The sequence below is a fragment of the Nocardioides yefusunii genome (genome assembly GCF_004014875.1).
Lineage (GTDB): Bacteria > Actinomycetota > Actinomycetes > Propionibacteriales > Nocardioidaceae > Nocardioides > Nocardioides yefusunii.
The window spans coordinates 2124421-2147441 of the sequence record NZ_CP034929.1 but is presented as its reverse complement, the minus strand read 5'-3'; the positions used below and the strand labels follow the sequence as shown (position 1 = coordinate 2147441).

General features: G+C 69.2%; 19 protein-coding genes, 1 tRNA gene and 1 pseudogene. 18 read left to right on the top strand and 3 right to left on the bottom strand.

The annotated features are described in order from the left end of the window. Positions 1 to 48 precede the first annotated feature (48 nt). From hisI to pyk, 13 genes and pseudogenes are all read left to right on the top strand, one after another. A complete protein-coding gene (gene hisI / locus EOV43_RS09715) occupies positions 49 to 420 on the top strand; it encodes a phosphoribosyl-AMP cyclohydrolase (RefSeq protein ID WP_239022061.1) in 372 nt (123 codons plus the stop codon). Beyond that, a complete protein-coding gene (locus EOV43_RS09710) occupies positions 413 to 1060 on the top strand; it encodes a Trp biosynthesis-associated membrane protein (protein ID WP_128221108.1) in 648 nt (215 codons plus the stop codon). The genes hisI and EOV43_RS09710 overlap by 8 nt, the downstream gene beginning before the upstream one ends. Positions 1061 to 1132: 72 nt before the next feature. Next, on the top strand, positions 1133 to 1324 hold the full coding sequence (locus tag EOV43_RS09705) for an HGxxPAAW family protein (protein WP_128221107.1): 192 nt from the start codon (positions 1133 to 1135) through the stop codon (positions 1322 to 1324). Next, positions 1249 to 1602, top strand: a pseudogene (locus tag EOV43_RS15990) (DUF2752 domain-containing protein); the annotation flags it as partial. The gene EOV43_RS09705 and the pseudogene EOV43_RS15990, both read left to right, overlap by 76 nt. 60 nt (positions 1603 to 1662) lie before the next feature. Continuing rightward, positions 1663 to 1785 carry a hypothetical protein gene (locus EOV43_RS15855; RefSeq protein ID WP_277745781.1) on the top strand — a complete coding sequence of 41 codons (123 nt, stop codon included), beginning with the start codon at positions 1663 to 1665 and terminating at the stop codon, positions 1783 to 1785. A gap of 78 nt (positions 1786 to 1863) precedes the next feature. Then, positions 1864 to 2670 carry an indole-3-glycerol phosphate synthase TrpC gene (gene trpC, locus EOV43_RS09695; protein WP_128221106.1) on the top strand — a complete coding sequence of 269 codons (807 nt, stop codon included), beginning with the start codon at positions 1864 to 1866 and terminating at the stop codon, positions 2668 to 2670. After that, positions 2667 to 3914 (top strand): tryptophan synthase subunit beta, encoded by a 1248-nt coding sequence (gene trpB, locus EOV43_RS09690; protein WP_128221105.1) that lies wholly within the window; start codon positions 2667 to 2669, stop codon positions 3912 to 3914. Before trpC ends, trpB begins: the two co-directional genes overlap by 4 nt. Continuing rightward, on the top strand, positions 3911 to 4714 hold the full coding sequence (trpA, locus tag EOV43_RS09685) for a tryptophan synthase subunit alpha (RefSeq protein ID WP_239022060.1): 804 nt from the start codon (positions 3911 to 3913) through the stop codon (positions 4712 to 4714). Before trpB ends, trpA begins: the two co-directional genes overlap by 4 nt. 31 nt (positions 4715 to 4745) lie before the next feature. Beyond that, entirely contained in the window at positions 4746 to 5399 is a 654-nt protein-coding gene (locus EOV43_RS09680; RefSeq protein WP_128221103.1) for an SCO family protein, read from the top strand. A 105-nt stretch (positions 5400 to 5504) separates the two neighbouring features. Further along, complete coding sequence (gene lgt / locus EOV43_RS09675) at positions 5505 to 6437, top strand: prolipoprotein diacylglyceryl transferase (RefSeq protein WP_128221102.1); 933 nt, start codon at positions 5505 to 5507, stop codon at positions 6435 to 6437. A gap of 261 nt (positions 6438 to 6698) precedes the next feature. Then, on the top strand, positions 6699 to 11225 hold the full coding sequence (gene gltB, locus EOV43_RS09670; protein WP_128221101.1) for a glutamate synthase large subunit: 4527 nt from the start codon (positions 6699 to 6701) through the stop codon (positions 11223 to 11225). After that, a complete protein-coding gene (locus EOV43_RS09665; protein WP_128221100.1) occupies positions 11218 to 12681 on the top strand; it encodes a glutamate synthase subunit beta in 1464 nt (487 codons plus the stop codon). Before gltB ends, EOV43_RS09665 begins: the two co-directional genes overlap by 8 nt. Positions 12682 to 12927: 246 nt before the next feature. Further along, positions 12928 to 14376 (top strand): pyruvate kinase, encoded by a 1449-nt coding sequence (gene pyk, locus EOV43_RS09660; protein ID WP_128221099.1) that lies wholly within the window; start codon positions 12928 to 12930, stop codon positions 14374 to 14376. A 68-nt stretch (positions 14377 to 14444) separates the two neighbouring features. Here the strand turns inward: pyk and EOV43_RS09655 are convergent. Then, a tRNA-Leu gene (locus tag EOV43_RS09655) sits at positions 14445 to 14520 on the bottom strand. A gap of 74 nt (positions 14521 to 14594) precedes the next feature. On the opposite strand from EOV43_RS09655, the gene EOV43_RS09650 reads away from it, so the two are divergent. Both EOV43_RS09650 and EOV43_RS09645 read left to right on the top strand, forming a co-directional pair. Next, positions 14595 to 15197 (top strand): ANTAR domain-containing response regulator, encoded by a 603-nt coding sequence (locus EOV43_RS09650; RefSeq protein WP_128221098.1) that lies wholly within the window; start codon positions 14595 to 14597, stop codon positions 15195 to 15197. 165 nt (positions 15198 to 15362) lie between these two features. Then, the gene (locus EOV43_RS09645; RefSeq protein WP_128221097.1) at positions 15363 to 15923 is read left to right on the top strand and encodes a GNAT family N-acetyltransferase; all 561 of its coding nucleotides are present in this window, start codon (positions 15363 to 15365) and stop codon (positions 15921 to 15923) included. Positions 15924 to 15975: 52 nt separating this feature from the next. Here the strand turns inward: EOV43_RS09645 and EOV43_RS09640 are convergent, their stop codons facing one another. After that, positions 15976 to 16428: a hotdog fold thioesterase gene (locus EOV43_RS09640; RefSeq protein ID WP_128221096.1), complete on the bottom strand. Its 453-nt coding sequence runs from the start codon at positions 16426 to 16428 to the stop codon at positions 15976 to 15978. 90 nt (positions 16429 to 16518) lie between these two features. Here EOV43_RS09640 and polA point away from each other — a divergent pair, with 90 nt between their 5' ends. Next, positions 16519 to 19194, top strand: coding sequence for a DNA polymerase I (gene polA, locus EOV43_RS09635; RefSeq protein WP_128221095.1), 2676 nt, complete (start codon positions 16519 to 16521; stop codon positions 19192 to 19194). Positions 19195 to 19237: 43 nt separating this feature from the next. Here polA and EOV43_RS09630 read toward each other — a convergent pair whose 3' ends face one another. Further along, complete coding sequence (locus tag EOV43_RS09630; protein WP_128221094.1) at positions 19238 to 20569, bottom strand: lipopolysaccharide biosynthesis protein; 1332 nt, start codon at positions 20567 to 20569, stop codon at positions 19238 to 19240. A 125-nt stretch (positions 20570 to 20694) separates the two neighbouring features. On the opposite strand from EOV43_RS09630, the gene EOV43_RS09625 reads away from it, so the two are divergent. Together EOV43_RS09625 and EOV43_RS09620 are read left to right on the top strand one after the other, a co-directional pair. Next, complete coding sequence (locus EOV43_RS09625) at positions 20695 to 21924, top strand: acyltransferase family protein (protein WP_164878692.1); 1230 nt, start codon at positions 20695 to 20697, stop codon at positions 21922 to 21924. Continuing rightward, the gene (locus EOV43_RS09620; RefSeq protein ID WP_128221092.1) at positions 21921 to 23021 is read left to right on the top strand and encodes a hypothetical protein; all 1101 of its coding nucleotides are present in this window, start codon (positions 21921 to 21923) and stop codon (positions 23019 to 23021) included. The genes EOV43_RS09625 and EOV43_RS09620 overlap by 4 nt, the downstream gene beginning before the upstream one ends.

The window sequence follows — 23021 nt, the reverse complement described above, 5'->3', positions numbered from 1 at the left end:
AGGGACGCTGATCAGGTGACGCACACACACGCGGGGGATACTGGGGGAGTGACTGATCTCGATCCCGCCATCGCCGCCCGCCTCAAGCGCTCCGCCGACGGGCTCGTCCCCGCCGTCGTCCAGCAGCACGACACCGGCGAGGTGCTGATGCTCGGCTGGATGGACGACCAGGCCCTGCACATGACCCTCACCACCGGCCGCGCCACCTACTGGTCGCGCAGCCGCAACGAGTACTGGGTCAAGGGCGAGACCTCCGGCCACCAGCAGTGGGTCAAGTCGGTCGCGCTCGACTGCGACAAGGACACGATCCTGCTGCAGGTCGACCAGGTCGGCGCTGCCTGCCACACCGGCGACCGCACCTGCTTCGACGCCGACGTGCTCCTGTCGGTCGACACCCCCGGCGGCGAGCACCGTGCCTGACCAGGCTCCCGTCGACGCCCCGGCAACCACTCCCACAGCCCGGCGCAAGGACCGCACCTTCGGCCCGAGCGTCCTGGTCGGCCTCGTCGCCGCCGGCATGCTCGCCATCGCCGGCAACCGCGACTGGGTGCTCTTCGACGTCGCCGAAGCACAGCAGGGCAACGTCGACATCTTCACCGACGCCCACCCCGGCCTCGCCCAGGCACCGCTCGCCGGAGCCCTCGGACTCGTCGCGCTCGCCGGATGGGGCGTCCTGCTCGTCACTCGCGGCTGGCCGCGTCGGGTCGCTGCCGTCCTGGCCGCCCTCGCGCCGCTGGGCGCCGTCTGGGTGTGGCTCACCAGCCGCTCCGACATCCGTGACGACGTCGACGCCGCGATCGCCGCCGCCGGGGTCACCTGGCCCCACGAGGTCGTCGCCAGCACCTGGGCGACCATCGCACTGATCAGCGCCGTCGTCGCCACCCTCGCCGCCGTCGTCGCCGTCGTGCGGGTGGGCACCTGGCCCGCCATGGGCAGCCGCTACGACGCCCCCACCGCGCCGGTCGGTGCAGCAGCTCGCGTGGCGCAGGCCGAGGACCTCTCCGACGCCGACCCGACCGACCTGTGGAAGGCCCTGGACGAAGGGCACGACCCGACCTGAGGAAGACCTTCTGCCCGCCAACCACTAGGATGTGGGCAGTTATCACCAACACCAGAACTTGGAGCGCATCAAATGGCTGACAACCACGGCAACACTCCCGCAGCTTGGACCGGCGTGGCGGTGGCGATGCTCGGTTTCGTGATCGGCTGCGTGGCGCTCATGCTGTCGCCGGTGAGCATGGTCCTCTTCTGGGTCGGCGTTGCGCTCGGCGTCATCGCCCTGCCCGTCTTCCTGGTGATGGCCAAGATGGGCCTCAACCACTGATCCACGGTCCGCTGACCGCAGAGTCGAAGGGGACCCACGGGCACACACGCCCGTGGGTCCCCTTCGCCGTCTCTGCCGGCGTCGTCGGCACCGCGACGCTCGCGCTGCGGTTCCGTGACCCGCACGTCCAGGGCAGCTGGGGGTTCTGCCCCCTCGCCGTCCTCGGCTTCGACTGCCCCGCCTGCGGTGGCCTGAGGGCCGTCAACCTGCTCACCCACGGCGACCTCGTCGGAGCCGCGTCCAGCAACCTGTTGGCCGTCGTCGGCTTCGTCGCCGTAGGCCTCTGGTGGCTCCGGGCCGCAGTGCTCGCACTACGAGGGCATCCGAGGCCCTGGCAGGTGCAGCTCCCACGCCCGGTGCTGCTGGGCACGGCCGTGACACTGGTGCTGGTCACCGTGGCCTTCACCGTGCTGCGCAACTTCGGTGTCGACACCGCCCTGGGGGCGTGGCTCGCGCCCTGACCCGAGCCCGGCCCCCTGCCCGTGGGGTGAGAGGCTTGTCCAGTCCGACTTCCCCTGAACCAAGCCTGGAGGAACGCTGTGTCCGTCCTCGACGACATCGTCGCCGGCGTCCGGCTCGACCTCGCCCGCCGCGAGGCCGAGACCCCCCTGCACGAGTTGCGCGCCATGCTCGCCGACGTCGCCCCCGCCCTGGACCCGATGCCGCACTTCCGCGCCGCCGGTTCCAGCGTGATCGCCGAGGTGAAGCGTTCCAGCCCGTCCAAGGGACACCTGGCCGACATCCCCGAGCCGGCCGACCTCGCCGCCGCGTACGCCCGTGGTGGCGCCGGCGCGATCTCGGTGCTCACCGAGGAGCGTCGTTTCAAGGGATCCCTCGCCGACCTGCGCGCCGTCCGTGCGCGCGTCGACGTCCCGATCCTGCGCAAGGACTTCATCTTCTCCACCTACCAGCTCGTCGAGGCCCGCGCGGCCGGTGCCGACCTGGTGCTGCTGATGGCGTCGGTCGTCACCGACCAGTCCGAGCTGCGTCGCCTGCACGATGAGGCCGGCGAGCTCGGCCTCACCGTCCTCCTCGAGGTGCACGACGAGGAAGAGGTCGCGCGTGCCGCTGACCTCGGTGCCCAGCTCGTGGGCGTCAACGCCCGCAACCTCAAGACCCTGGAGGTCGACACCTCGACCTTCTCCCGTCTGGCGCCGCTGGTGCCCGACACGGCGGTGAAGGTCGCCGAGTCCGGCATCTTCTCGCCCGACGACGTGAACGGCTACGTCGACGAAGGCGCCCGCGTGGTGCTCGTCGGCGAGGCCCTCGTGAAGGACGGAGACCCCGAACAGGGTGTCCGCAGCATGACCGGCCTCACCGGCCGGGGAACGGGAGCAGAAGCATGACCAGCCGCCACGACGCCGACGAGCTCGGATTCTTCGGAGACTTCGGTGGGCGTTTCATGCCCGAAGCCCTGGTCGCCGCCCTCGACGAACTGACCGCCGAGTGGGAGGCCGCGATGGCCGACCCCGCCTTCATCGGTGAGTTCGAGCGGCTGCTGCGCGACTACGCCGGCACCCCGTCGAAGCTGTACCACGCCGAGCGTCTCTCCGCTCAGGTCGGCGCCCGCGTGCTGCTCAAGCGCGAGGACCTCAACCACACCGGCGCGCACAAGATCCGCAACGTCATGGGCCAGGCGCTCCTGACCAAGCGCATGGGCAAGACCCGCGTGATCGCCGAGACCGGCGCCGGCCAGCACGGTGTCGCCTCCGCGACCGCCGCTGCCTACTTCGGGCTCGACTGCACCGTCTACATGGGCAAGGTCGACACCGAGCGTCAGGCCCTCAACGTTGCCCGCATGCAGATGCTGGGCGCCGAGGTCATCGCCGTCGACGCCGGCTCCGCGACCCTCAAGGACGCGATCAACGAGGCCCTGCGCGACTGGGTCGCCTCCGTCGACCACACCGCGTACCTCTTCGGCACCGCCGCTGGACCGCACCCGTTCCCGTCGATGGTGCGCGAGTTCTGCCGCGGCATCGGTGACGAGTCGCGTGAGCAGTGCCTGGAGCAGTTCGGTCGCCTGCCCGACGCCGTGGCGGCGTGCGTCGGCGGTGGCTCCAACGCGATCGGCATGTTCACCGCGTTCCTCGACGACGAGGACGTGAAGATCTACGGCCTGGAGCCGGGTGGCGACGGTGTCGACACCGACCGTCACGCCGCCACCATCTGGGCCGGCGAGTCGGGCGTCCTGCACGGCGCCCGCACCTACGTCCTCCAGGACGAGGACGGCCAGACCATCGAGTCGCACTCGATCTCCGCCGGACTCGACTACCCCGGCGTCGGCCCGCAGCACGCGCACCTGGCCAAGACCGGCCGCGCGCAGTACCTGCCCGTCACCGACACCGAGGCCATGGACGCGATGGCGCTGCTGGCTCGCACCGAGGGCATCATCCCCGCGATCGAGTCCTCGCACGCGCTCGCCGGCGCGCTCAAGGTCATCCCCGACCTCGTCGCCGAGAAGGGCCCCGACGCCACGATCATCGTGAACCTGTCGGGTCGCGGCGACAAGGACATGGGCACCGCCATCGAATGGTTCGGCCTGGGCCGCTCCAACAACGAGCAGAGCAACACCGAGGAGAACGCGAAGTGACCGCCAAGTCGACCGCCAGCGCCTTCGCCCGCGCTCGTGAGGAGGGCCGCTCGGCCCTGATCGGCTACCTGCCCGCCGGCTTCCCCACCAAGCAGGGCTCCATCGACGCCATGCGCGTCATGGTCGAGAACGGTTGCGACGTCATCGAGGTGGGCCTGCCCTACTCCGACCCCGTGATGGACGGCCCCACCATCCAGGCCGCCGCCCAGACGGCTCTGGAGAACGGGTTCCGCACCCGCGACGTCTTCGACATCGTCGAGGCGGTCGCCGCCACCGGCGCCCCCACCCTGGTGATGACCTACTGGAACCCGGTCGAGCGCTACGGCGTCGACAAGTTCGCCGCCGACCTCGCCGGCGTCGGGGGAGCGGGACTGATCACCGCCGACATCACCCCCGACTCCGTCACCGGGTGGGACGAGGCCGCCGACGCGAACGACCTCGACAAGGTCTATCTCGTCGCGCCGTCCTCCACCGAGGAACGCGTGGCGATGACCACGGCGAACTGCCGCGGCTTCGTCTACGCCACCGCCGTCATGGGCGTCACCGGTGCCCGCGATTCCACCTCCGACCTCGCCGGTCCGCTCGTGGCTCGCACCAAGGCCACCACCGACCTCCCCGTCGGCGTCGGCCTCGGTGTCTCCAACGGGGACCAGGCCGCCGAGATCGCAAAGTTTGCCGATGGTGTCATTGTTGGTTCTGCGTTCGTCCGTGTGCTCGCCGAGCACGCCGACGACCCGGCAGCCGGCCTCGAGGCCCTCGCGGTCCTCACCCGGGACCTGGCCGCCGGCGTCCGTCGCTGACCAGACCCCCCGAAGAACGGCAACACCCGTGATGCAGACCCGTCCCCGTCCCTCCCGTCGTCCCGTGAAGGCAGCGCTCGGCGCGCTGACCCTGAGCGCAGCGCTCGTCCTGAGCGCCTGCGGCTCCACGGAGCAGGCCGTGGAGGGCGGGGGCGGTGTCTCCGGTGCCCTGAGCCAGATCGAGGGCGAGAACCGCTACACCCCGGCCGCCACCCCGCTGGTCTCCACCGTCGGTGGTGAGCAGGCCCTCGGCGACGTCGACGCCGACGTCACCCTCGTCTTCTTCGGCTACACGCACTGCCCCGACATCTGCGGCACGATCATGAGCACGATCGCCACCGCGCTGCGTCAGCTCGAGCCCGCCGACCGTGAGCGCGTCGACGTCACCTTCGTGACCACCGACCCCGCGCGCGACGACCAGCAGACGCTGCGCACCTACCTCGACCGCTACGACCCCGAGTTCGTGGGGCTCACCGGTTCCCTCGACGACATCCTCGCCGTCGGCACCTCCATGGCCGTCCACATCGAGGAGGGCGAGCCGCTGCCCAGCGGTGGCTACGAGGTGGTCCACACCGACCACGTCCTCGGTCTCGACGACGAAGGTCGCGGCAGCTACGTGTGGGGACGCCAGACCTCCGCGGCCGAGCTGCGTGGCGACCTCGAACTCCTGCTCGCCGACGCCTGACGTCCCTCTGCGGCGTTCCGCGGGTCGACCTTGCCACGCCGGGCGGTGAGGTCGGCGTAGCCTCTGCCCGGTACCGCCCCGTCCTCACGACAGCCGGAGAACTCCATGCTGCCCAGCATCGTCGCCCTCAGCATCCCCAGCCCGTCCCAAGGGGTCTGGGAGATCGGTCCCTTCCCCCTGCGCGGCTACGCGCTCTGCATCATCCTCGGCGTCGTCCTCGCGGTGTGGATGGGGGAGAAGCGTTGGGTCGCACGCGGCGGCAAGGCCGGCGACGTCCAGGACCTCGCCCTCTGGGCCGTCCCGTTCGGACTCGTCGGCGGCCGGCTCTACCACGTCCTGACCGACGCCTCCCTCTACTTCGGTGAGGGACGCAACCCCGTCGAGGCGCTCTACGTGTGGCGCGGCGGCCTCGGCATCTGGGGTGCGATCGCACTCGGCGCGGTGGGCATCTGGATAGGTGCGCGCCGCCGCGGAATCAAGGTGCTGCCGCTGCTCGACGCCCTGGCGCCGGGCGTGCTGCTGGCCCAGGCGTTGGGCCGCTGGGGCAACTGGTTCAACCAGGAGCTCTACGGCAAGCCCACCGACCTGCCGTGGGGCCTCGAGATCGACGACGCCCACCGTCCGCTGCAGTACATCGGCGACGACGTGCTCTTCCACCCGACGTTCCTCTACGAGTCGCTGTGGTGCCTGGCCGGCATGGCGCTGCTGCTGTGGGCGGACAAGAAGTTCCAGCTCGGCGGCGGTCGCGTGGTCGCGCTCTACGTCATGGTCTACACCGCCGGTCGGTTCTGGATCGAGCTGCTCCGCATCGACGACGTCCAGCTCGACAACGTCCTGGGCATGCGCTGGAACGCCTGGATGTCGATCATCCTGTTCGTGATCGCCCTGGCCTGGCTGGTGCGCAACCGCACGCCGCGCGAGAGCGTCGTGCGTGACCGTGCCGACGACGAGCTCGACGCAGTTTCGTTCGAGAAGCGCGCAGCAGCCGACACGGGAGCCGACACGGGAGCCGACACGGGAGCCGACACGGGGGAGTGACCCTCGCCACGTGGCACGAGACCCCCGTCCTGGTGGCGGGGGTCTTTTCACGCCTGAACAGCCTCGACCGAGTGGTGCACCCGATCAGGGGAGGGGCCACACCCTATTGGGTTAGGTCGGCCTGTGGTGCGCGACGTGTCACACGGGTGTTAATGTCCTCACCTCCGGGCCAACGTCGTCCCGAACTTGCACATTCCATCCGATCCGCTCACCTCGAGTCGGGGTGCAGTTCGGATCATGAGGACGACGGGAGAATGCCTCATGCACGCATTCCCGCCTGCTCAGGGGTTGTACGACGCACAGCACGAGCATGACGCTTGTGGTGTTGCCTTCGTCGCGACCCTGACCGGCGTCGCCAGTCACGACATCGTTGCCAAGGCCCTCGAGGCCCTGGTCAACATGGAGCACCGTGGTGCTGCTGGCGCAGAGCCCAACTCCGGCGATGGTGCCGGCATCCTGATCCAGGTGCCGGACGCCTTCCTGCGCGAGGTGGTCAGCTTCGACCTCCCCGCCGCCGGCAACTACGCTGTCGGTACCGCCTTCCTGCCCGGCGACGCCGACGCAGTGGCCACCACCGTCACCGAGATCGAGAAGATCGCCGCCGACGAGGGCCTCGAGGTCCTCGGCTGGCGCGAGGTCCCGGTCAACCCCTCCGTCCTGGGCGCCACCGCCCTGTCGGTCATGCCGACGTTCCGTCAGCTCTTCGTCGCCGCTCCCGGCGCCGCGCTGACCGGCATGGACCTCGAGCGTGCCGCCTTCGTGCTGCGCAAGCGTGCCGAGCGCGACACCGACGTGTACTTCCCGTCGCTGTCCTCGCGCACCCTGGGCTACAAGGGCATGCTCACCACCGAGCAGCTCGAGCAGGTCTTCCCCGACCTGTCCGACGAGCGTGTGGCCTCCGCGGTCGCCGTCGTCCACTCGCGCTTCTCCACCAACACGTTCCCCTCGTGGCCGCTGGCTCACCCGTTCCGCTTCATCGCGCACAACGGTGAGATCAACACGGTCAAGGGCAACCGCAACTGGATGCGTGCCCGCGAGGCACTGCTGGCGTCGGACAAGTTCGGCGACCTCGAGCGCGTCTTCCCGATCTGCACCCCCGAGGCCTCGGACTCCGCGTCCTTCGACGAGGTCCTCGAGCTCCTGCACCTCGGTGGCCGTTCGCTGCCGCACTCGGTGCTGATGATGATCCCCGAGGCGTGGGAGAACAACGCGACCCTGTCCCAGGAGCGCCGCGACTTCTACGAGTTCCACTCCACGATGATGGAGCCGTGGGACGGCCCGGCGTGCGTCGTCTTCACCGACGGCACCCAGATCGGCGCTGTGCTCGACCGCAACGGTCTGCGCCCCTCGCGCTACTGGGTCACCAAGGACGGCCTCGTCGTCCTGTCCTCCGAGGTCGGCGTGCTCGACCTCGACCCCGCCACGATCGAGCGCAAGGGTCGTCTCGAGCCGGGCAAGATGTTCCTGGTCGACACCGCCGAGCACCGCATCGTCGAGGACGACGAGATCAAGGACGGCCTCGCCGCCGAGAACCCCTACGGTGACTGGCTGCGCGACGGACTGATCAAGCTCAACGAGGTCCCCGACCGCGAGCACGTCGTCCACACGCACTCCTCGGTCGCTCGTCGTCAGCAGGTCTTCGGCTACACCAACGAAGAGCTGCGTGTCATCCTCGCGCCGATGGCCAACACCGCCGGTGAGGCACTCGGTTCCATGGGAACCGACACCCCCATCGCGGCCCTGTCGGAGAAGCCCCGCCTGATCTTCGACTACTTCACCCAGCTGTTCGCGCAGGTCACCAACCCGCCGCTGGACGCCATCCGCGAGGAGCTCGTCACCTCGCTGTGGGGCACCGTCGGCCCGGAGTCCAACCTCCTCGAGCCGTCGGCCGAGTCCTGCCGCCAGGTCGTGCTGCCCTTCCCGGTTCTCTCCAACGACGACCTGGCCAAGCTGCGCTACCTGCACCAGGACAACGACCGCGCCGAGTTCGCGACCCACGTCGCCCGTGGCCTCTACGAGGTCGCCGGTGGCGGCAAGGCCCTCAAGGCGCAGATCGACGAGATCTGCATGGAGGTCTCCGCCGCGATCGAGGACGGCGCCCGGATCATCGTGCTGTCCGACCGTCACACGACGGCCGACCTGGCCGCGATCCCGTCGCTGCTGCTCACCGCTGCCGTCCACCACCACCTGGTGCGCGAGAAGACCCGCACCCAGGTCGGTCTCGTCGTCGAGGCCGCGGACGTCCGCGAGGTCCACCACGTCGCGCTGCTGCTCGGTTACGGCGCCTCCGCGGTCAACCCCTACCTCGCGCTCGAGAGCGTCGAGGACCTGGCTCGCCAGGGTCACTACGTCAAGGTCGAGCCCGAGGTCGCGGTCAAGAACCTCGTCAAGGGTCTCGGCAAGGGCGTCGTGAAGGTCATGTCCAAGATCGGTGTCTCCACGGTCGCCTCCTACACCGGAGCGCAGATCTTCGAGGCCATCGGTCTGGCGCAGGACGTCGTCGACCAGTACTTCACCGGCACCACCTCCAAGCTGGGTGGCATCGGCATCGACACCATCGCCGAGGAGGTGTCGCGTCGTCACGCGACCGCCTACCCGCGCGGTGGCGTGCTCCCGCACAAGCGCGAGCTGGCCGTCGGTGGCGAGTACCAGTGGCGTCGTGAGGGCGAGCCGCACCTGTTCGACCCGGACACGGTGTTCCGCCTCCAGCACGCGACCCGCCAGGGCCGTTACGACATCTTCAAGCAGTACACGCAGCGCATCGACGAGCAGGCCGAGCGTCTGATGACCCTGCGCGGTCTGTTCAAGTTCAACTCCGAGCGTGAGCCGATCTCGATCGACGAGGTCGAGCCGATCAGCGAGATCGTCAAGCGTTTCTCCACCGGCGCCATGTCGTACGGCTCCATCTCGAAGGAGGCGCACGAGAACCTCGCCATCGCGATGAACCGTCTCGGCGCCAAGTCGAACACCGGTGAGGGTGGCGAGGACCCGGAGCGTCTCTACGACCCCGAGCGTCGCTCGTCGATCAAGCAGGTCGCCTCGGGACGCTTCGGCGTCACCTCGGAGTACCTGACCAACGCCGACGACATCCAGATCAAGATGGCCCAGGGCGCCAAGCCCGGTGAAGGTGGCCAGCTGCCGGGCAACAAGGTCTACCCCTGGGTGGCCAAGACCCGTCACTCGACGCCCGGCGTCGGTCTGATCTCCCCGCCGCCGCACCACGACATCTACTCGATCGAGGACCTGGCGCAGCTGATCCACGACCTGAAGAACGCGAACCCGGCTGCCCGGGTCCACGTGAAGCTGGTCTCCGAGGTCGGCATCGGCACCGTCGCCGCGGGTGTCTCCAAGGCCCACGCCGACGTCGTCCTGGTCTCCGGCCACGACGGTGGTACCGGTGCCTCGCCGCTCACCTCGCTCAAGCACGCCGGTGGTCCCTGGGAGCTCGGTCTGGCCGAGACCCAGCAGACCCTGCTGCTCAACGGCCTGCGAGACCGCATCGTCGTCCAGGCTGACGGTCAGCTCAAGACCGGTCGTGACGTCGTCATCGCCGCACTGCTCGGCGCCGAGGAGTTCGGTTTCGCGACCGCGCCGCTCGTCGTCTCCGGCTGCGTCATGATGCGCGTCTGCCACCTCGACACCTGCCCCGTCGGTGTGGCCACCCAGAACCCGGAGCTCCGCAAGCGCTTCTCGGGCAAGCCCGAGTTCGTCGTGAACTTCTTCGAGTTCATCGCCACCGAGGTCCGCGAGATCCTCGCCGAGCTCGGCTTCCGCAGCATCGAGGAAGCCGTCGGTCAGGTCCAGAACCTCGACACCGTCGACGCCGTCGACCACTGGAAGGCCGAGGGTCTCGACCTCTCGCCGATCCTGCACAAGGTGGAGAACCCGGCCCAGTTCGCCGACCAGGACCTCTACAACACCAAGACCCAGGACCACGGTCTCGACAAGGCCCTCGACAACGAGCTCATCAAGCTCGCTGCCCCGGCCCTCGAGAACGGTGAGCCGGTCCGTGCCCAGGTCGCGGTCAAGAACGTCAACCGCACCGTCGGCACCATGCTCGGCCACGAGGTGACCAAGCGTTACCGCGGCGCCGGCCTGCCCGACGGCACGATCGACATCACCTTCACGGGTTCTGCCGGTCAGTCCTTCGGCGCCTTCGTCCCCAAGGGCATCACGATGCGCCTCGAGGGCGACGGCAACGACTACGTCGGCAAGGGTCTCTCCGGTGGCCGGATCATCATCCGTCCCTCGCGCGAGGCGACCTTCGAGGCCCGCGACAACGTCATCGCCGGTAACACCATCGGCTACGGCGGCACCTCGGGACAGCTGTTCCTCTCGGGCCGCGTCGGTGAGCGTTTCTGCGTCCGCAACTCCGGCCTCACCGCCGTCGTCGAGGGCGTGGGCGACCACGGCTGCGAGTACATGACCGGTGGTCGTGTGGTCGTCCTGGGTCCCACGGGCCGCAACTTCGCGGCCGGCATGTCGGGCGGTTACGCCTTCCTGCTGGACCTCGACCCCGCCCAGGTCAACCCCGAGCTCGTCGACCTCAGCCCGGTCACCGGTGACCGCGTCGCTGAGCTCGAGGCGATCGTGCGTGAGCACTTCGAGGAGACCGGTTCCACGGTCGCCGAGGAACTGCTCGCCGACTGGTCCACGTCCGTGGGCCGCTTCACCGAGGTCATGCCTCGGGACTACCGTCGCGTGCTCGAAGCACGCGCCGAGGCCCTCGCCGAGGGTCTGACCGAGGACCAGGCCGCTGCGCGAATCATGGAGGTGCTTCATGGCTGACCCGAAGGGCTTCCTCAAGCACGAGCGTCAGGTCGCTGGCCGACGCCCGGTGGAGGAGCGAGTCAAGGACTTCAACGAGGTCTACACCGACGGTGGGATCGGCCGTGCGCTGCTCCCGATCATCAACACCCAGGCGAGCCGCTGCATGGACTGCGGCATCCCGTTCTGCCACTCGGGCTGCCCGCTGGGCAACATCATCCCGGAGTGGAACGACCTGGTGTACCGGGGTGACTGGGACGGTGCGGCTGACCGCCTGCACAAGACCAACAACTTCCCCGAGTTCACCGGTCGCCTGTGCCCGGCTCCCTGTGAGACCGCGTGCGTCGTCGGCATCAACCAGCCGGCCGTCACCATCAAGAACGTCGAGGTCTCGATCATCGACAAGGCCTTCGAGTCGGGCTACGTCCGTCCCGAGGCCCCCGAGTGGCTGTCCGGCAAGACCGTCGCCGTCGTCGGTTCGGGGCCCGCAGGTCTCGCTGCAGCGCAGCAGCTGACCCGCGCCGGTCACACCGTCGTCGTCTACGAGCGTGCGGACAAGCCGGGCGGCCTGCTCCGCTACGGCATCCCCGAGTTCAAGATGGAGAAGAAGCACCTCGACCGTCGCCTCGACCAGATGCGTCGCGAGGGCACCGTCTTCCGTTCCGGTGTCGAGGTCGGAGAGGGCACGCTCAGCGCCGAGCGTCTCCAGGAGCGTTTCGACGCCGTCGTCCTGGCCATCGGCTCCACCGTCCCGCGTGACCTGCCGGTCCCGGGCCGCGAGCTCAACGGCATCCACCAGGCCATGGAGTTCCTCCCGCAGGGCAACCGCGAGGGTGTCGGCGAGGTCGTCCCCGACCAGATCCGTGCCACCGACAAGCACGTCGTGATCATCGGTGGCGGTGACACCGGTGCTGACTGCCTCGGTACCTCCATCCGTCACGGTGCTGCCTCGGTGACCCAGCTCGAGATCATGCCGCAGCCGACCGAGGACCGTCCCGCCGGACAGCCCTGGCCGACCTACCCGATGATCTACCGCGTCTCCTCGGCCCACGAGGAGGGTGGCGAGCGCGTCTACTCGGTCAACACCACCGAGTTCGTCGGCGACGAGAACGGCAACGTCAAGGCGCTGCGTCTCGTCGAGGTCGACGCCTCCTTCCAGCCCGTCCCGGGCACCGAGAAGGAGATCCCGGCCGACCTGGTGCTCCTGGCCATGGGCTTCCTGCACCCGGAGAAGGACGGTCTCGTCGACCAGCTCGGTGTCGAGCTGGACGAGCGCGGCAACGTCAAGCGCGACAAGAAGTACCAGTCGTCCGTCGACGGCGTCTTCGTGGCCGGCGACGCCGGTCGCGGTCAGTCGCTGATCGTCTGGGCGATCGCCGAGGGTCGTTCTGCCGCCGCCGCGGTGGACGAGTTCCTCACCGGATCCACGGACCTGCCGGCCCCGATCCCGCCGAACGCGCGTCCGCTGACCGTCTGAGACGCCAGCACGCGCCCATCGGGCAGGACGGCCAACGTCGTCCGGCCTGACCGGTGGCCCGCAGCACCGACCAGGGTCGGTCCCCGTGAGGGGGCCGACCCTGGCCCTGTTCCCGGGGGGAGTGACGGCACAGGTGGCCTCCACCTGTTCAGGTGTGACATCGATGTGACAGTTGTCTCGCATTCGCTGCCGTGGTGACACCTGCCTGTCATCCGATGCAGGACGTAGCGGGGGTAGGATCGAGGAGTGCGCAGAGCCAAGATCGTCGTCACCCTCGGACCGGCTGTCGGCAGCCCTGAACGAATCAAGGAGCTCGTCGACGCCGGCATGAACGTAGCCCGCCTCAACATGAGCCACGGCACCCATGCCGACCACGAGCAGATGCTCGCCATGGTCCGCGAAGCGAGTGTCGAGACCGGCCGCGCGATCGGCGTCTTCGCCGACCTGCAGGGCCCCAAGATTCGCCTGGGCAACTTCCGCGAAGGATCCGCTGTCCTCGTTCCCGGTCAGGAATGGACCATCACCACGCGCGACGTGCTCGGTGACGGAACCGTGTCCGGGACCACCTACTCGGGTCTGCCCGGCGACGTCTCGCCCGGCGACCCCCTCCTCATCGACGACGGGAAGATCCGTCTCGAGGTCGTGTCCGTCGACGGGCCCGACGTCCTCACCAAGGTCATCATCGGTGGCCCCGTCTCCAACCACAAGGGCATCAACCTGCCCGGTGTGGCCGTCTCCGTCCCGGCGCTGAGCGACAAGGACGAGCGCGACCTGCGCTGGGCCCTGCAGCACGGTGTCGACTACATCGCGCTCAGCTTCGTCCGGCACGCCGCCGACGCCGACGACGTCCGCGCGATCATGGCCGAGGAGGGCGTCAGCGTCCCCGTCATCGCCAAGATCGAGAAGCCCCAGGCGATCGCCAACGCCGAGCAGATCATCGACGCGTTCGACGGCCTCATGGTCGCCCGCGGCGACCTCGGTGTGGAGTGCCCGCTCGAGGACGTCCCGCTGCACCAGAAGATGCTGATCGACCTGGCGCGTCGTCACGCCAAGCCGGTCATCGTGGCCACCCAGATGCTCGAGTCGATGATCAGCGCCCCCGCGCCGACCCGCGCCGAGGCCTCCGACGTCGCCAACGCCGTCCTCGACGGTGCTGACGCGGTGATGCTCTCGGGCGAGACCAGCGTGGGCAAGTACCCCATCGAGACCGTCCGCACCATGGCACGGATCGTGGCCTCCACCGAGGACCACGGCCTGGCCCGCATGGCTGCGGTCGACTGGCAGCCCCGCACCAAGGGCGGCATCATCTCCAAGGCCGCCGCCGAGGTGGCCCGTCGCATGGGCGCCAAGTACCTGGTGGCGTTCACCACCTCCGGTGACTCCGCCCGTCGTCTGGCCCGTTACCGCGGCGACGTCCCGATGCTGGCCTTCTCGCCGCTGGAGTCCACCCGGGCCCAGCTCGCGATGACGTGGGGCATCGAGACCCTGCGCACCGAGGACGTCCGCAGCACCGACGAGATGGTCCTGCAGATCGACGAGGTCCTGCTCGCCTCGGGCCGTGTCCAGGAGGGCGACTTCGTCGTCATCACCGCGGGCACCCCCTACGGCATTCCCGGATCCACCAACGCGCTGCGCATCCACCGTGCCGGTGACGCGAAGAACGCGCTGGCCGAGGCCTACCGCCGCGAGAGCTGACCCCTCGGCCCCGGTGGCCGCCATGCACGAGAGGCCCGGAACCTGATGGTTCCGGGCCTCTCGGCGTCTGGTGCCCCGGGTGGGATTCGAACCCACACTGGACGGTGTTTGAGACCGCTTCCTCTGCCGTTGGGATACCGGGGCCCTGAGGACGGGCACAAACTTAGTACAGCCGCGCGGGGTCTTCGCATTCAGGGGGCAGGCGTTAACCTCGTTGCGTGAGCAACAGTGTCGTCCCCGCATCCCGTGTCGTCATCGCCGAGGACGAGGCCCTGATCCGTATGGACCTCGCCGAGATGCTCGGTGAGGAGGGCTACGACGTCGTAGGCCAGGCCGCGGACGGCCAACGGGCCATCGAACTGGCCGAGGAACTGCGCCCCGACCTGGTGATCCTCGACGTCAAGATGCCGGTCCTGGACGGTATCGCCGCCGCGGAGCGGATCGCTGCACAGAAGATCTGCCCGGTCGTCATCCTGACTGCGTTCAGCCAGCGTGAGCTCGTCGAGCGTGCCCGCGACGCCGGTGCGATGGCCTACCTGCTCAAGCCGTTCAACAAGGCCGACCTCACGCCCGCGATCGAGATGGCGGTCAGCCGGTTCGCCGAGATGCGCAGCCTCGAGGACGAGGTCGCCGACCTCGCCGAGCGCCTCGAGACCCGCAAGACGATGGACCGTGCCAAGGGCCTGCTCCAGAGCGAGCTCGGGATCTCCGAGGCCGACGCGTTCCGATGGATCCAGAAGACCGCGATGGACCTGCGCCTCTCCATGCGTCAGGTCGCCGAGGGCGTCGTCACTCACGGCCCGGGCATCGCCAAGGGCTGAGGCTGCGGCCCTGCCCGCGGGCCGGGCAGAACTGGAGGGAACTCCGCGACGGAGCCTTCCGGACGGTACTGTTCACTTCGGCGTGTGGGGGCACGTGACGTCTGACCGTCCCTCCCGGGACGTGTGTGGTTGTCCCGTTCAGGGACGTGTGCTGAGGAGACGACGATGGGACGAGCTCAGGTTCAGGTGCGCGCTGCGCACGTGGGGGACGTACCCCTTCTCGCCGAGCTCTGGAGCGAACTCCTGCGCACCGGTGACGGTGTCGCGCTGGGGGACCTCGTGGCACTCGTCGAGCAGCAGGAGACCGACCCCGACCTCCGTGTCCTGGTGGCCGAGATCGACTCTGCCCCGGTCGGTGCACTGTTGGTGCGCGTCTGTGCGGTCAACCCCGTCAACCCGGATCGGATCGTCCAGGCCTTCGCGCCCCAGGTGGTCGCTTCATCGCGTCGTCGTGGTGTCGGCACTGCGCTCGTGGAAGCGGCCGTGACCTTCGCCGAGGAGCGGGGGATCAACTACGTCGGTGCTGCTGCGCTGTCGTCCTCGCGTGACGCCAACCGTTTCTTCGCCCGGATCGGGTTGGGGCCGCGCGCCGTCCTGCGGATCGCGACGACCAGCGCCGTGCGTCAGCGCCTCGGTTCGGTGCGCCCGGCTCGTGGCGCCGACCGACGCCACGTCGACCGCGTGCTCGCGGCGCGACGCGGACGCCGTTCGCGCGTCCCGTCCTGACACAGACCGACCGGCGCAGACCGACCGGCGCGGTTTGATCAGCGCGGTTCGATCAGCGTGGTTCGATCAGTGCGCAGGTGATGCGCGAGGTGCACAGGCGACGTCCCTGCTCGTCGGAGACGACGATCTCGTAGCAGGTGCTGGTGCGCCCCAGGTGGATCGCGGTCGCGACACCGGTGACGGTGCCCGTGGTCGCCGAACGGTGATGGGTGGCGTTGATGTCCACGCCCACCGGCACCCGGTCGGGGAAGCCGTGCAGAGCTGAGCCCATTGAGCCGAGGGTCTCGGCCAGCACCACCGACGCGCCGCCGTGCAGCAGACCGTAGGGCTGGGTGTTGCCCTGGACCGGCATGGTCGCGACGACGCGCTCAGGTGAGATCTCGACGAGTTCGATCTGCATCTTCTCGCACAGGGCACCCATCTGCGCGCCGAAGGCTGCGGTGAGGTCCTCAGGGGTGGCGGAGTCGATGTCGGCGGCGGTGAAGCCCGCGGAAGGGTTCGTCATGGCGGTCATTGTGGCGCACCTCGCCCGGTTCTCCCGGCACGTCCTCATGGAAGGCGAACGAGTCGGAGCCAACGGATAGTGTTCTGGTTCGTGACCGAGAAGTCCTCCCGCCCCCGCCTCCTGCTCCTCGACGGCCACTCGCTGGCCTACCGGGCGTTCTTCGCGCTCCCGGTCGACAACTTCTCCACCAGCACCGGCCAGCACACGAACGCCGTGTACGGCTTCACCTCGATGCTGATCAACGTGCTGCGTGACGAGGAGCCGACGCACGTGGCGGTCGCCTTCGACCTCTCGCGCCAGACGTTCCGGCTCGAGGAGTACTCCGAGTACAAGGCCAAGCGCGCCAAGACTCCCGACGAGTTCCGCAGCCAGCTACCGCTGATCCAGGAGGTGCTCGACGCACTCCGGATCAAGCACCTCTCGTTGGAGGGCTTCGAGGCCGACGACATCATCGCCACCTGGAGCACCCAGGCGCGCGAGGCCGGGATGGAGACGCTGATCCTCACCGGTGACCGCGACTCGCTCCAGCTGGTCAACGACGACGTCACCGTCCTCTACCCGATGCGTGGCGTCTCGGAGTTGGCCCGGATGACGCCGGAGGCCGTCGAGACGAAGTACTTCGTGCCGCCGCACCGCTACCCCGAGATCGCCGCGCTCGTCGGTGAGGACTCCGACAACCTCCCGGGCGTTCCCGGTGTCGGTCCCAAGACCGCAGCGAAGTGGATCAACCAGTTCGACGGCCTCGACAACATCATCGCCCGCGTCGACGAGGTGAAGGGCAAGGCCGGTGAGAGCCTGCGTGCCCACCTCGGTGACGTGATCCGCAACCGTCGCCTCAACGCGTTGCTCCGCGACCTCACCCTCGACTTCGGCCCCGCCGACCTCGCCCGTCAGCCGTGGGACCGTCAGGAGGTCCACACCCTGTTCGACGGCCTGGAGTTCCGGGTACTGCGCGATCGTCTCTTCGAGTCCCTCGACAGCGAGGAGGAGACCGCGACCGAGCCCTCGATGAAGGTCGAGGGCACCGTGCTGGAGCCGGGCACCGTCGCGGCGTGGTTCGCCGAGACCGGTTCTGCCGCGCTGGGTGTGCACGTGAGCGGCACCTGGCGCGCTGGTACCGGCGAGGTCGAGGGAATCGCGGTCTCCACGCTCGAGGGCCGCGCCGCCTACCTGGACACCCAGACCCTGACGCCCGAGGACGACGCCGCCGTGGCCGCATGGCTCGCCGATCCTGCGCGCGCCAAGGTCATCCATGACGCCAAGGGCCCCATCCTGGCGTTGGCCGCACGCGGCTGGGAGGTCGAGGGCCTGTCCAGCGACACCGCCCTGGCTGCGTACCTGGTGCGTCCGGACCAGCGCACCTACGACCTCGCCGACCTCACCGTGCGCTACCTCAAGCGCGAGCTGCCCACTGAGGACGTCGGCGACCAGGGACTCCTCTTCGACACCGGTGAGGCGGTCGTCGAGCCCGCCCTCGCACGCGCCCAGGCCAGCGTCGAGCTGGCCGCTGCGCTCGCCGACGAGATCGAGAGCCACGGCGGTACGCGTCTCCTCAGCGATGTCGAGCTGCCGCTGGTCGACATCCTCGCCCGGATGGAACGCACCGGCATCGCGGTCGACCAGGAGCACCTCCAGGCCCTCGCCGACGAGTTCGACTCCGAGGTCCGGGCCGCTGCGGCCGCCGCGTACGAGGTGATCGGCAAGGAGATCAACCTCGGCTCGCCCAAGCAGCTCCAGGTGGTCCTCTTCGAGGACCTCGGCATGCCGAAGACCAAGAAGACCAAGACCGGCTACACCACCGACGCCGACGCCCTCGCCTCCCTCTACGAGAAGACCGAGCACCCGTTCCTGCTGCACCTGCTGCGTCACCGCGACGTCATCAAGCTGCGTCAGACCGTCGAGGGTCTCCTCAAGACGGTCCAGCCCGACGGTCGCATCCACACGACGTTCAACCAGATCATCGCGGCGACCGGACGTCTGTCCAGCACTGACCCGAACCTGCAGAACATCCCGGTCCGCACCGCCGAAGGGCGTCGCATCCGTGAGGCGTTCGTCGTCGGTGAAGGCTTCGAGTCGCTGATGACGGCCGACTACAGCCAGATCGAGATGCGGATCATGGCGCACGCCTCCGGCGACGACCTGCTGGTCGAGGCGTTCCGATCGGGCCAGGACTTCCACGCCTCCACCGCCTCGAAGGTCTTCGGCGTCGACGCCGAGGCCGTCACCCCCGAGATGCGCGCCAAGATCAAGGCGATGAACTACGGCCTCGCCTACGGTCTCTCCGCCTTCGGCCTCTCGGGTCAGCTCAAGATCAGCCCCGGCGAGGCGTCAAAGCTGATGGACGAGTACTTCGAGACCTTCGGCGGCATCCGCGACTATCTCCAGGGAGTCGTGGAGGAGGCCCGCCGCACTGGGTACACCGAAACCGTCATGGGGCGTCGTCGCTACCTGCCCGACCTCACCAGCGACAACCGCCAGCGCCGCGAGATGGCGGAGCGGATGGCGCTGAACGCCCCCATCCAGGGCTCGGCGGCAGATCTCGTCAAGGTCGCCATGATCGGCGTCGACGCCGAACTGGCCGAGCAGGGCATGAAGTCCCGCGTCCTGCTGCAGGTCCATGACGAACTGGTGCTGGAAGTTGCCCCGGGCGAGCGTGAGGCGCTCGAAGCGCTGGTGCGTGCCCAGATGGGCAGCGCCGCAGACCTCCTGGTTCCTCTCGACGTCTCCGTCGGCACCGGACACAGCTGGCACGAAGCAGCTCACTGACGCAGCCGGAACCTTCCGGTCGCGGCCGCCTTCACGTACGGGTTCAGTGCGTGGGGGCGGCCGTTGCGTTGGTGGCGTCGAGTGCGCCGCTCGTGGTGTCGGAGGCGCTGTCCGCATCGTCGGCCGGTGCGGGGCGTCGGACGATCCAGAAGCTGGTCGCAACCAGGACGACGAGCAGGGCCGTGGTGACACAGAGGCCCCAGACCAGGAGCGACTGGGCGGTGGCCGCGGTCGAGCCGCCCAGCACCAGCACCGCGGCACAGATCCAGATCAGCCAGGTCGAACGACGGCCCTGACGTGCCAGCACCGCGTACACCACCAGCTGCACCATGGCCATGCAGGTGCCCAGGAGGGTGAAGGCCGGCAGGTCTGCGGAGATCTCGGCGAACTCGCCGCCGCCCACCACCGAGAGCGCGAGGGGGCGCAGGAGAGTGACTCCGAGCGTGGCCGCCAGACCGATCGCGGCGGTGAGAACCAGGCCGCGGGTCAGAGCCCGGATGCGTTCGGTGTGCGAGGCCAGGGAGGGGAACGCCACCACGACCACGAACTGCGGCAGGATCGCGCAGGTCTTGCTCAGGATCGCGCCGGCGGCGTACAGACCGGCCTCGTGCGGGTCGAGGACGGCGCGAGCCACGATCACGTCGACGTTGCTCAGTGCCATGAAGGACAGGAGCGCCTGGGAGTTGCGAGCCGCTTCGGAGACCAGCTCACGGATGCCGCGTCGGTGCATGCTCACGATGCCGGAGCGAGTGTTGCGCAGCGAGTGCCGTCCGACCAAGATCGGCAGGAAACCGGCCAGCGTCACTGCAACCAGGGCCGTGACCACGTCGGGCCACCACAGCAGCAGGACCACGCCGACGGGGAGGCGGAGCGAGGCAGCCAGGTAGAGCAGGCTCAGGTCACGCCAGCGGCGTTCGCCCTGCAGGATCCCGATGTAGCCGCCCACGACGGTGGAGGGCACGGTCGCTGCCGCGAGCCAGAGCGCGGGGGAGAGGTCGTCGAGTCGGAGCAGTTCCTTGACGAGCGGCGAGAGCACCACGAGCGCGAGCCCGATCCCCAGACCGGTGCGCCACGAGAGCCGCAGGACCGACGCCTCGATCTCCTGGGCGTGCGTGGCGTCGAGCGCGATCCGTCGGGCAGCCGTGGCCTGGACCCCCAGGGAAACGACGCTGAGGACCAGCAGCAGGTTCATGGCCGCGGCCAGCGCGCTGTACTCCGCAGGGCCCAGGAGGCGCGCAGACAGCATCGTCAAGGCGTAGAAGGCTCCGTTGGCGATCACCATCGTGGCTGCGATGCCACCTCCACCGGCGAGGAGTCCGGCGCTGCGGGACCTCGACGCAGGGACATCGTCCTGCGCGGCGGTGGTGGTGGTCATCCGGCGAGTGTAGGCACTCCCGCTACTCGCCGGTAGTGCTTGTGCCGCAAGAACGGCGGCGAGCCCGTCGAGGCGCTCTGAACGGCTGTGAGACACACCACGACATGCGTGCTTAGATAGCCCGCGTGACAGCCAGCGAAGCACATCAGAAGGACGTCGTCCGTCCGGCGTCAGAGGCCGGATTCGTCGCCTCTCTCACCGGTCTGCGCGGGTTCGCGGCGATCGCTGTCGTGCTGGTCCACATCAGCTTCTGGACCGACTACAAGTGGGTGGGCATTCACGGTTTCGGCCCGATCGCCCTCTTCGTCCTCGCGGGCTACCTGCTGTTCCGTCCGTACGGGGCGTGGATCCTGGGCGCCGCGGCGCAACCGTCCACCCGGGCCTATGCGGTGCGCCGACTCATGCGTACCTTCCCGGCCTACCTGGTGGCGATGCTGGTCTGGATCGTCATCTACCCGCCGGCCGTCCCGGTCGATGCGCGGGCCTGGTTCCACACCCTGACCATGACGGGCGTCTTCGAGGTGCTGAGCATCCCCAAGGGGATGGAGCAGGTCTGGAGTCTGGGCACCGAGCTGAGCTGGTACGTCGCGCTCCCGGTGCTCGCCGTGGCCCTGCACTCGTGCCTGCGCGGGAAGTCCCCGGCCGTGCGGCTGTGGGTGACCGGGGCAGTGCTGCTGGCCACCGTCCCGGCCACGACGGCCTTCATCGCCTGGTGCTACGAGGTCGGCAAGACCCAGGAGAAGCTCTGGCTCCCCGGCTATCTGATGTGCTTCACGATGGGCGCTTTCGTGGCGCTCCTGGTCGAGGCGCGTGCCGCTGGTCTGGCTCGTCTCGAGGGTGTTGAACGCCTGGCCTCCAGCCGGATCGTGCTCCCCGTGCTCTGCCTGGCTGCCCTGGCCGTGGTGATGTCGCCGCTGTCGGGGCCGCTGGACCTCTCGCCGCGCACCGCCACCGAGGACATCGTCCGGATCCTGTCCTGCACGGCCCTCGCGGCGTTGCTCGTCCTGGGGGCGGTCTTCACCCGGGACGGCCGGGGTGTCAGCGCCCCGCTGCGCTGGCGCTGGCTGGAGGCGACCGGACGCTGGTCGTACGGCATCTACCTGTGGCACCTGCCCGTCATCATCATGCTCGAGTCCGAGGCGGACCTCCCTGACGGTGTGGCCGGACTCCTGGTCCGCTTCGCCGTGGTGATCCCGATCGCGTGGGCGCTCGGGGCGACGTCGTACGTCTGGGTCGAGCTGCCCGCACAGGAGTACGGCCGCCGTCTCTCCCGCACCCGCGGGCAGGCGCAGCGCGAGGAGGGCGCGGGTGACCGGGAAGCCGGGTCGCACGCCGCGGGTCGGGGCGCGCGTTGAGTCGCGTCCCCGAGTCCGACTTCGACGCCGTTCGACTGGCCCACGAGGTCACCGGACTCTACGGTGACCCCGACGTCACGTGGGGGATCAGCCTGGAGGCTGAGTTCGAGACGCCGCTGGATCCGGTTCAGATCACCACTCGTCTGCAGGGATTGGTGGCCGAGTACCCGCACCTCGGTGCGGTGCCGCGCGTGGAACGCGCCGACGGTGAGGCGTGGGACACCCGACGTGAACAGGTCGCCAGCGCCGAACTCGGCACCGACGGGCGTCTCGTGCACGTCCTGCTCGACGACGCCGCCACCCGCGTCCTGATCACCGCCCACCACGGAGTCTGCGACGGCCTCGGACTGGTGGCCCTGCTCTCCGGTGTCGCCGGAGTCCCCGTCGTCTCCAGCGCCCGTGGCGTGGGGGAGACCCCTGCTCCGCGTTCCTTCCTCGGGTCGAGCCTGCTCCGGCTCCTCGAGGCCGTCTTCACCCCACCCGCCCGGTTCTCCGGCGCAGCCCCCGAGCTCGGTGCCGGCAGCGCCGACCACATGCGGCACGTCGTGCTCGACGACGTCCGGGTCAATGGCGCCCTGGCCTGCCACGCCCTGCTGCAGGCGCACGGGCAGTGGCCGCGGCGCCGCAACAGTGGCGGACGACGGTTCATGGTGATCATGGGCGCATCGCGCCGTCAGGGCAGCGAACTGCACCCCGACCGGCAGACGACGTTCCTCCGGATCAGGCTGCGCCCGCACGACACCGCCGAGCAGGTGGCCGCGATCGTGCGCACCACCGATCCCGAACCGGACTTCCCCGAGACCTCGGCGGGCGGAATCGGCCCGCTGGTGACCAAGGCCCTGCGCTCGCGACTGGGCTACACCGTCAACGTCTCCAACCTCGGTGTGCTCAGCGGCGACGGGCTGCTGCGCGCCACGATGTTCCCGGCGCTGTCCGGACCGATGGCGCTCGGGGTGGGTCTGGTGACGGTCCGGGGGCGCGCCAGCGTCTCGGTACGGATGCGTCGCACGGAACACGCCGACCACGAGGCCGACCGGCTGATGAGGGACCTCGCGGATCGCCTCACCCACGGCGTCGTGAAGGAGAGCAGTGCCTGA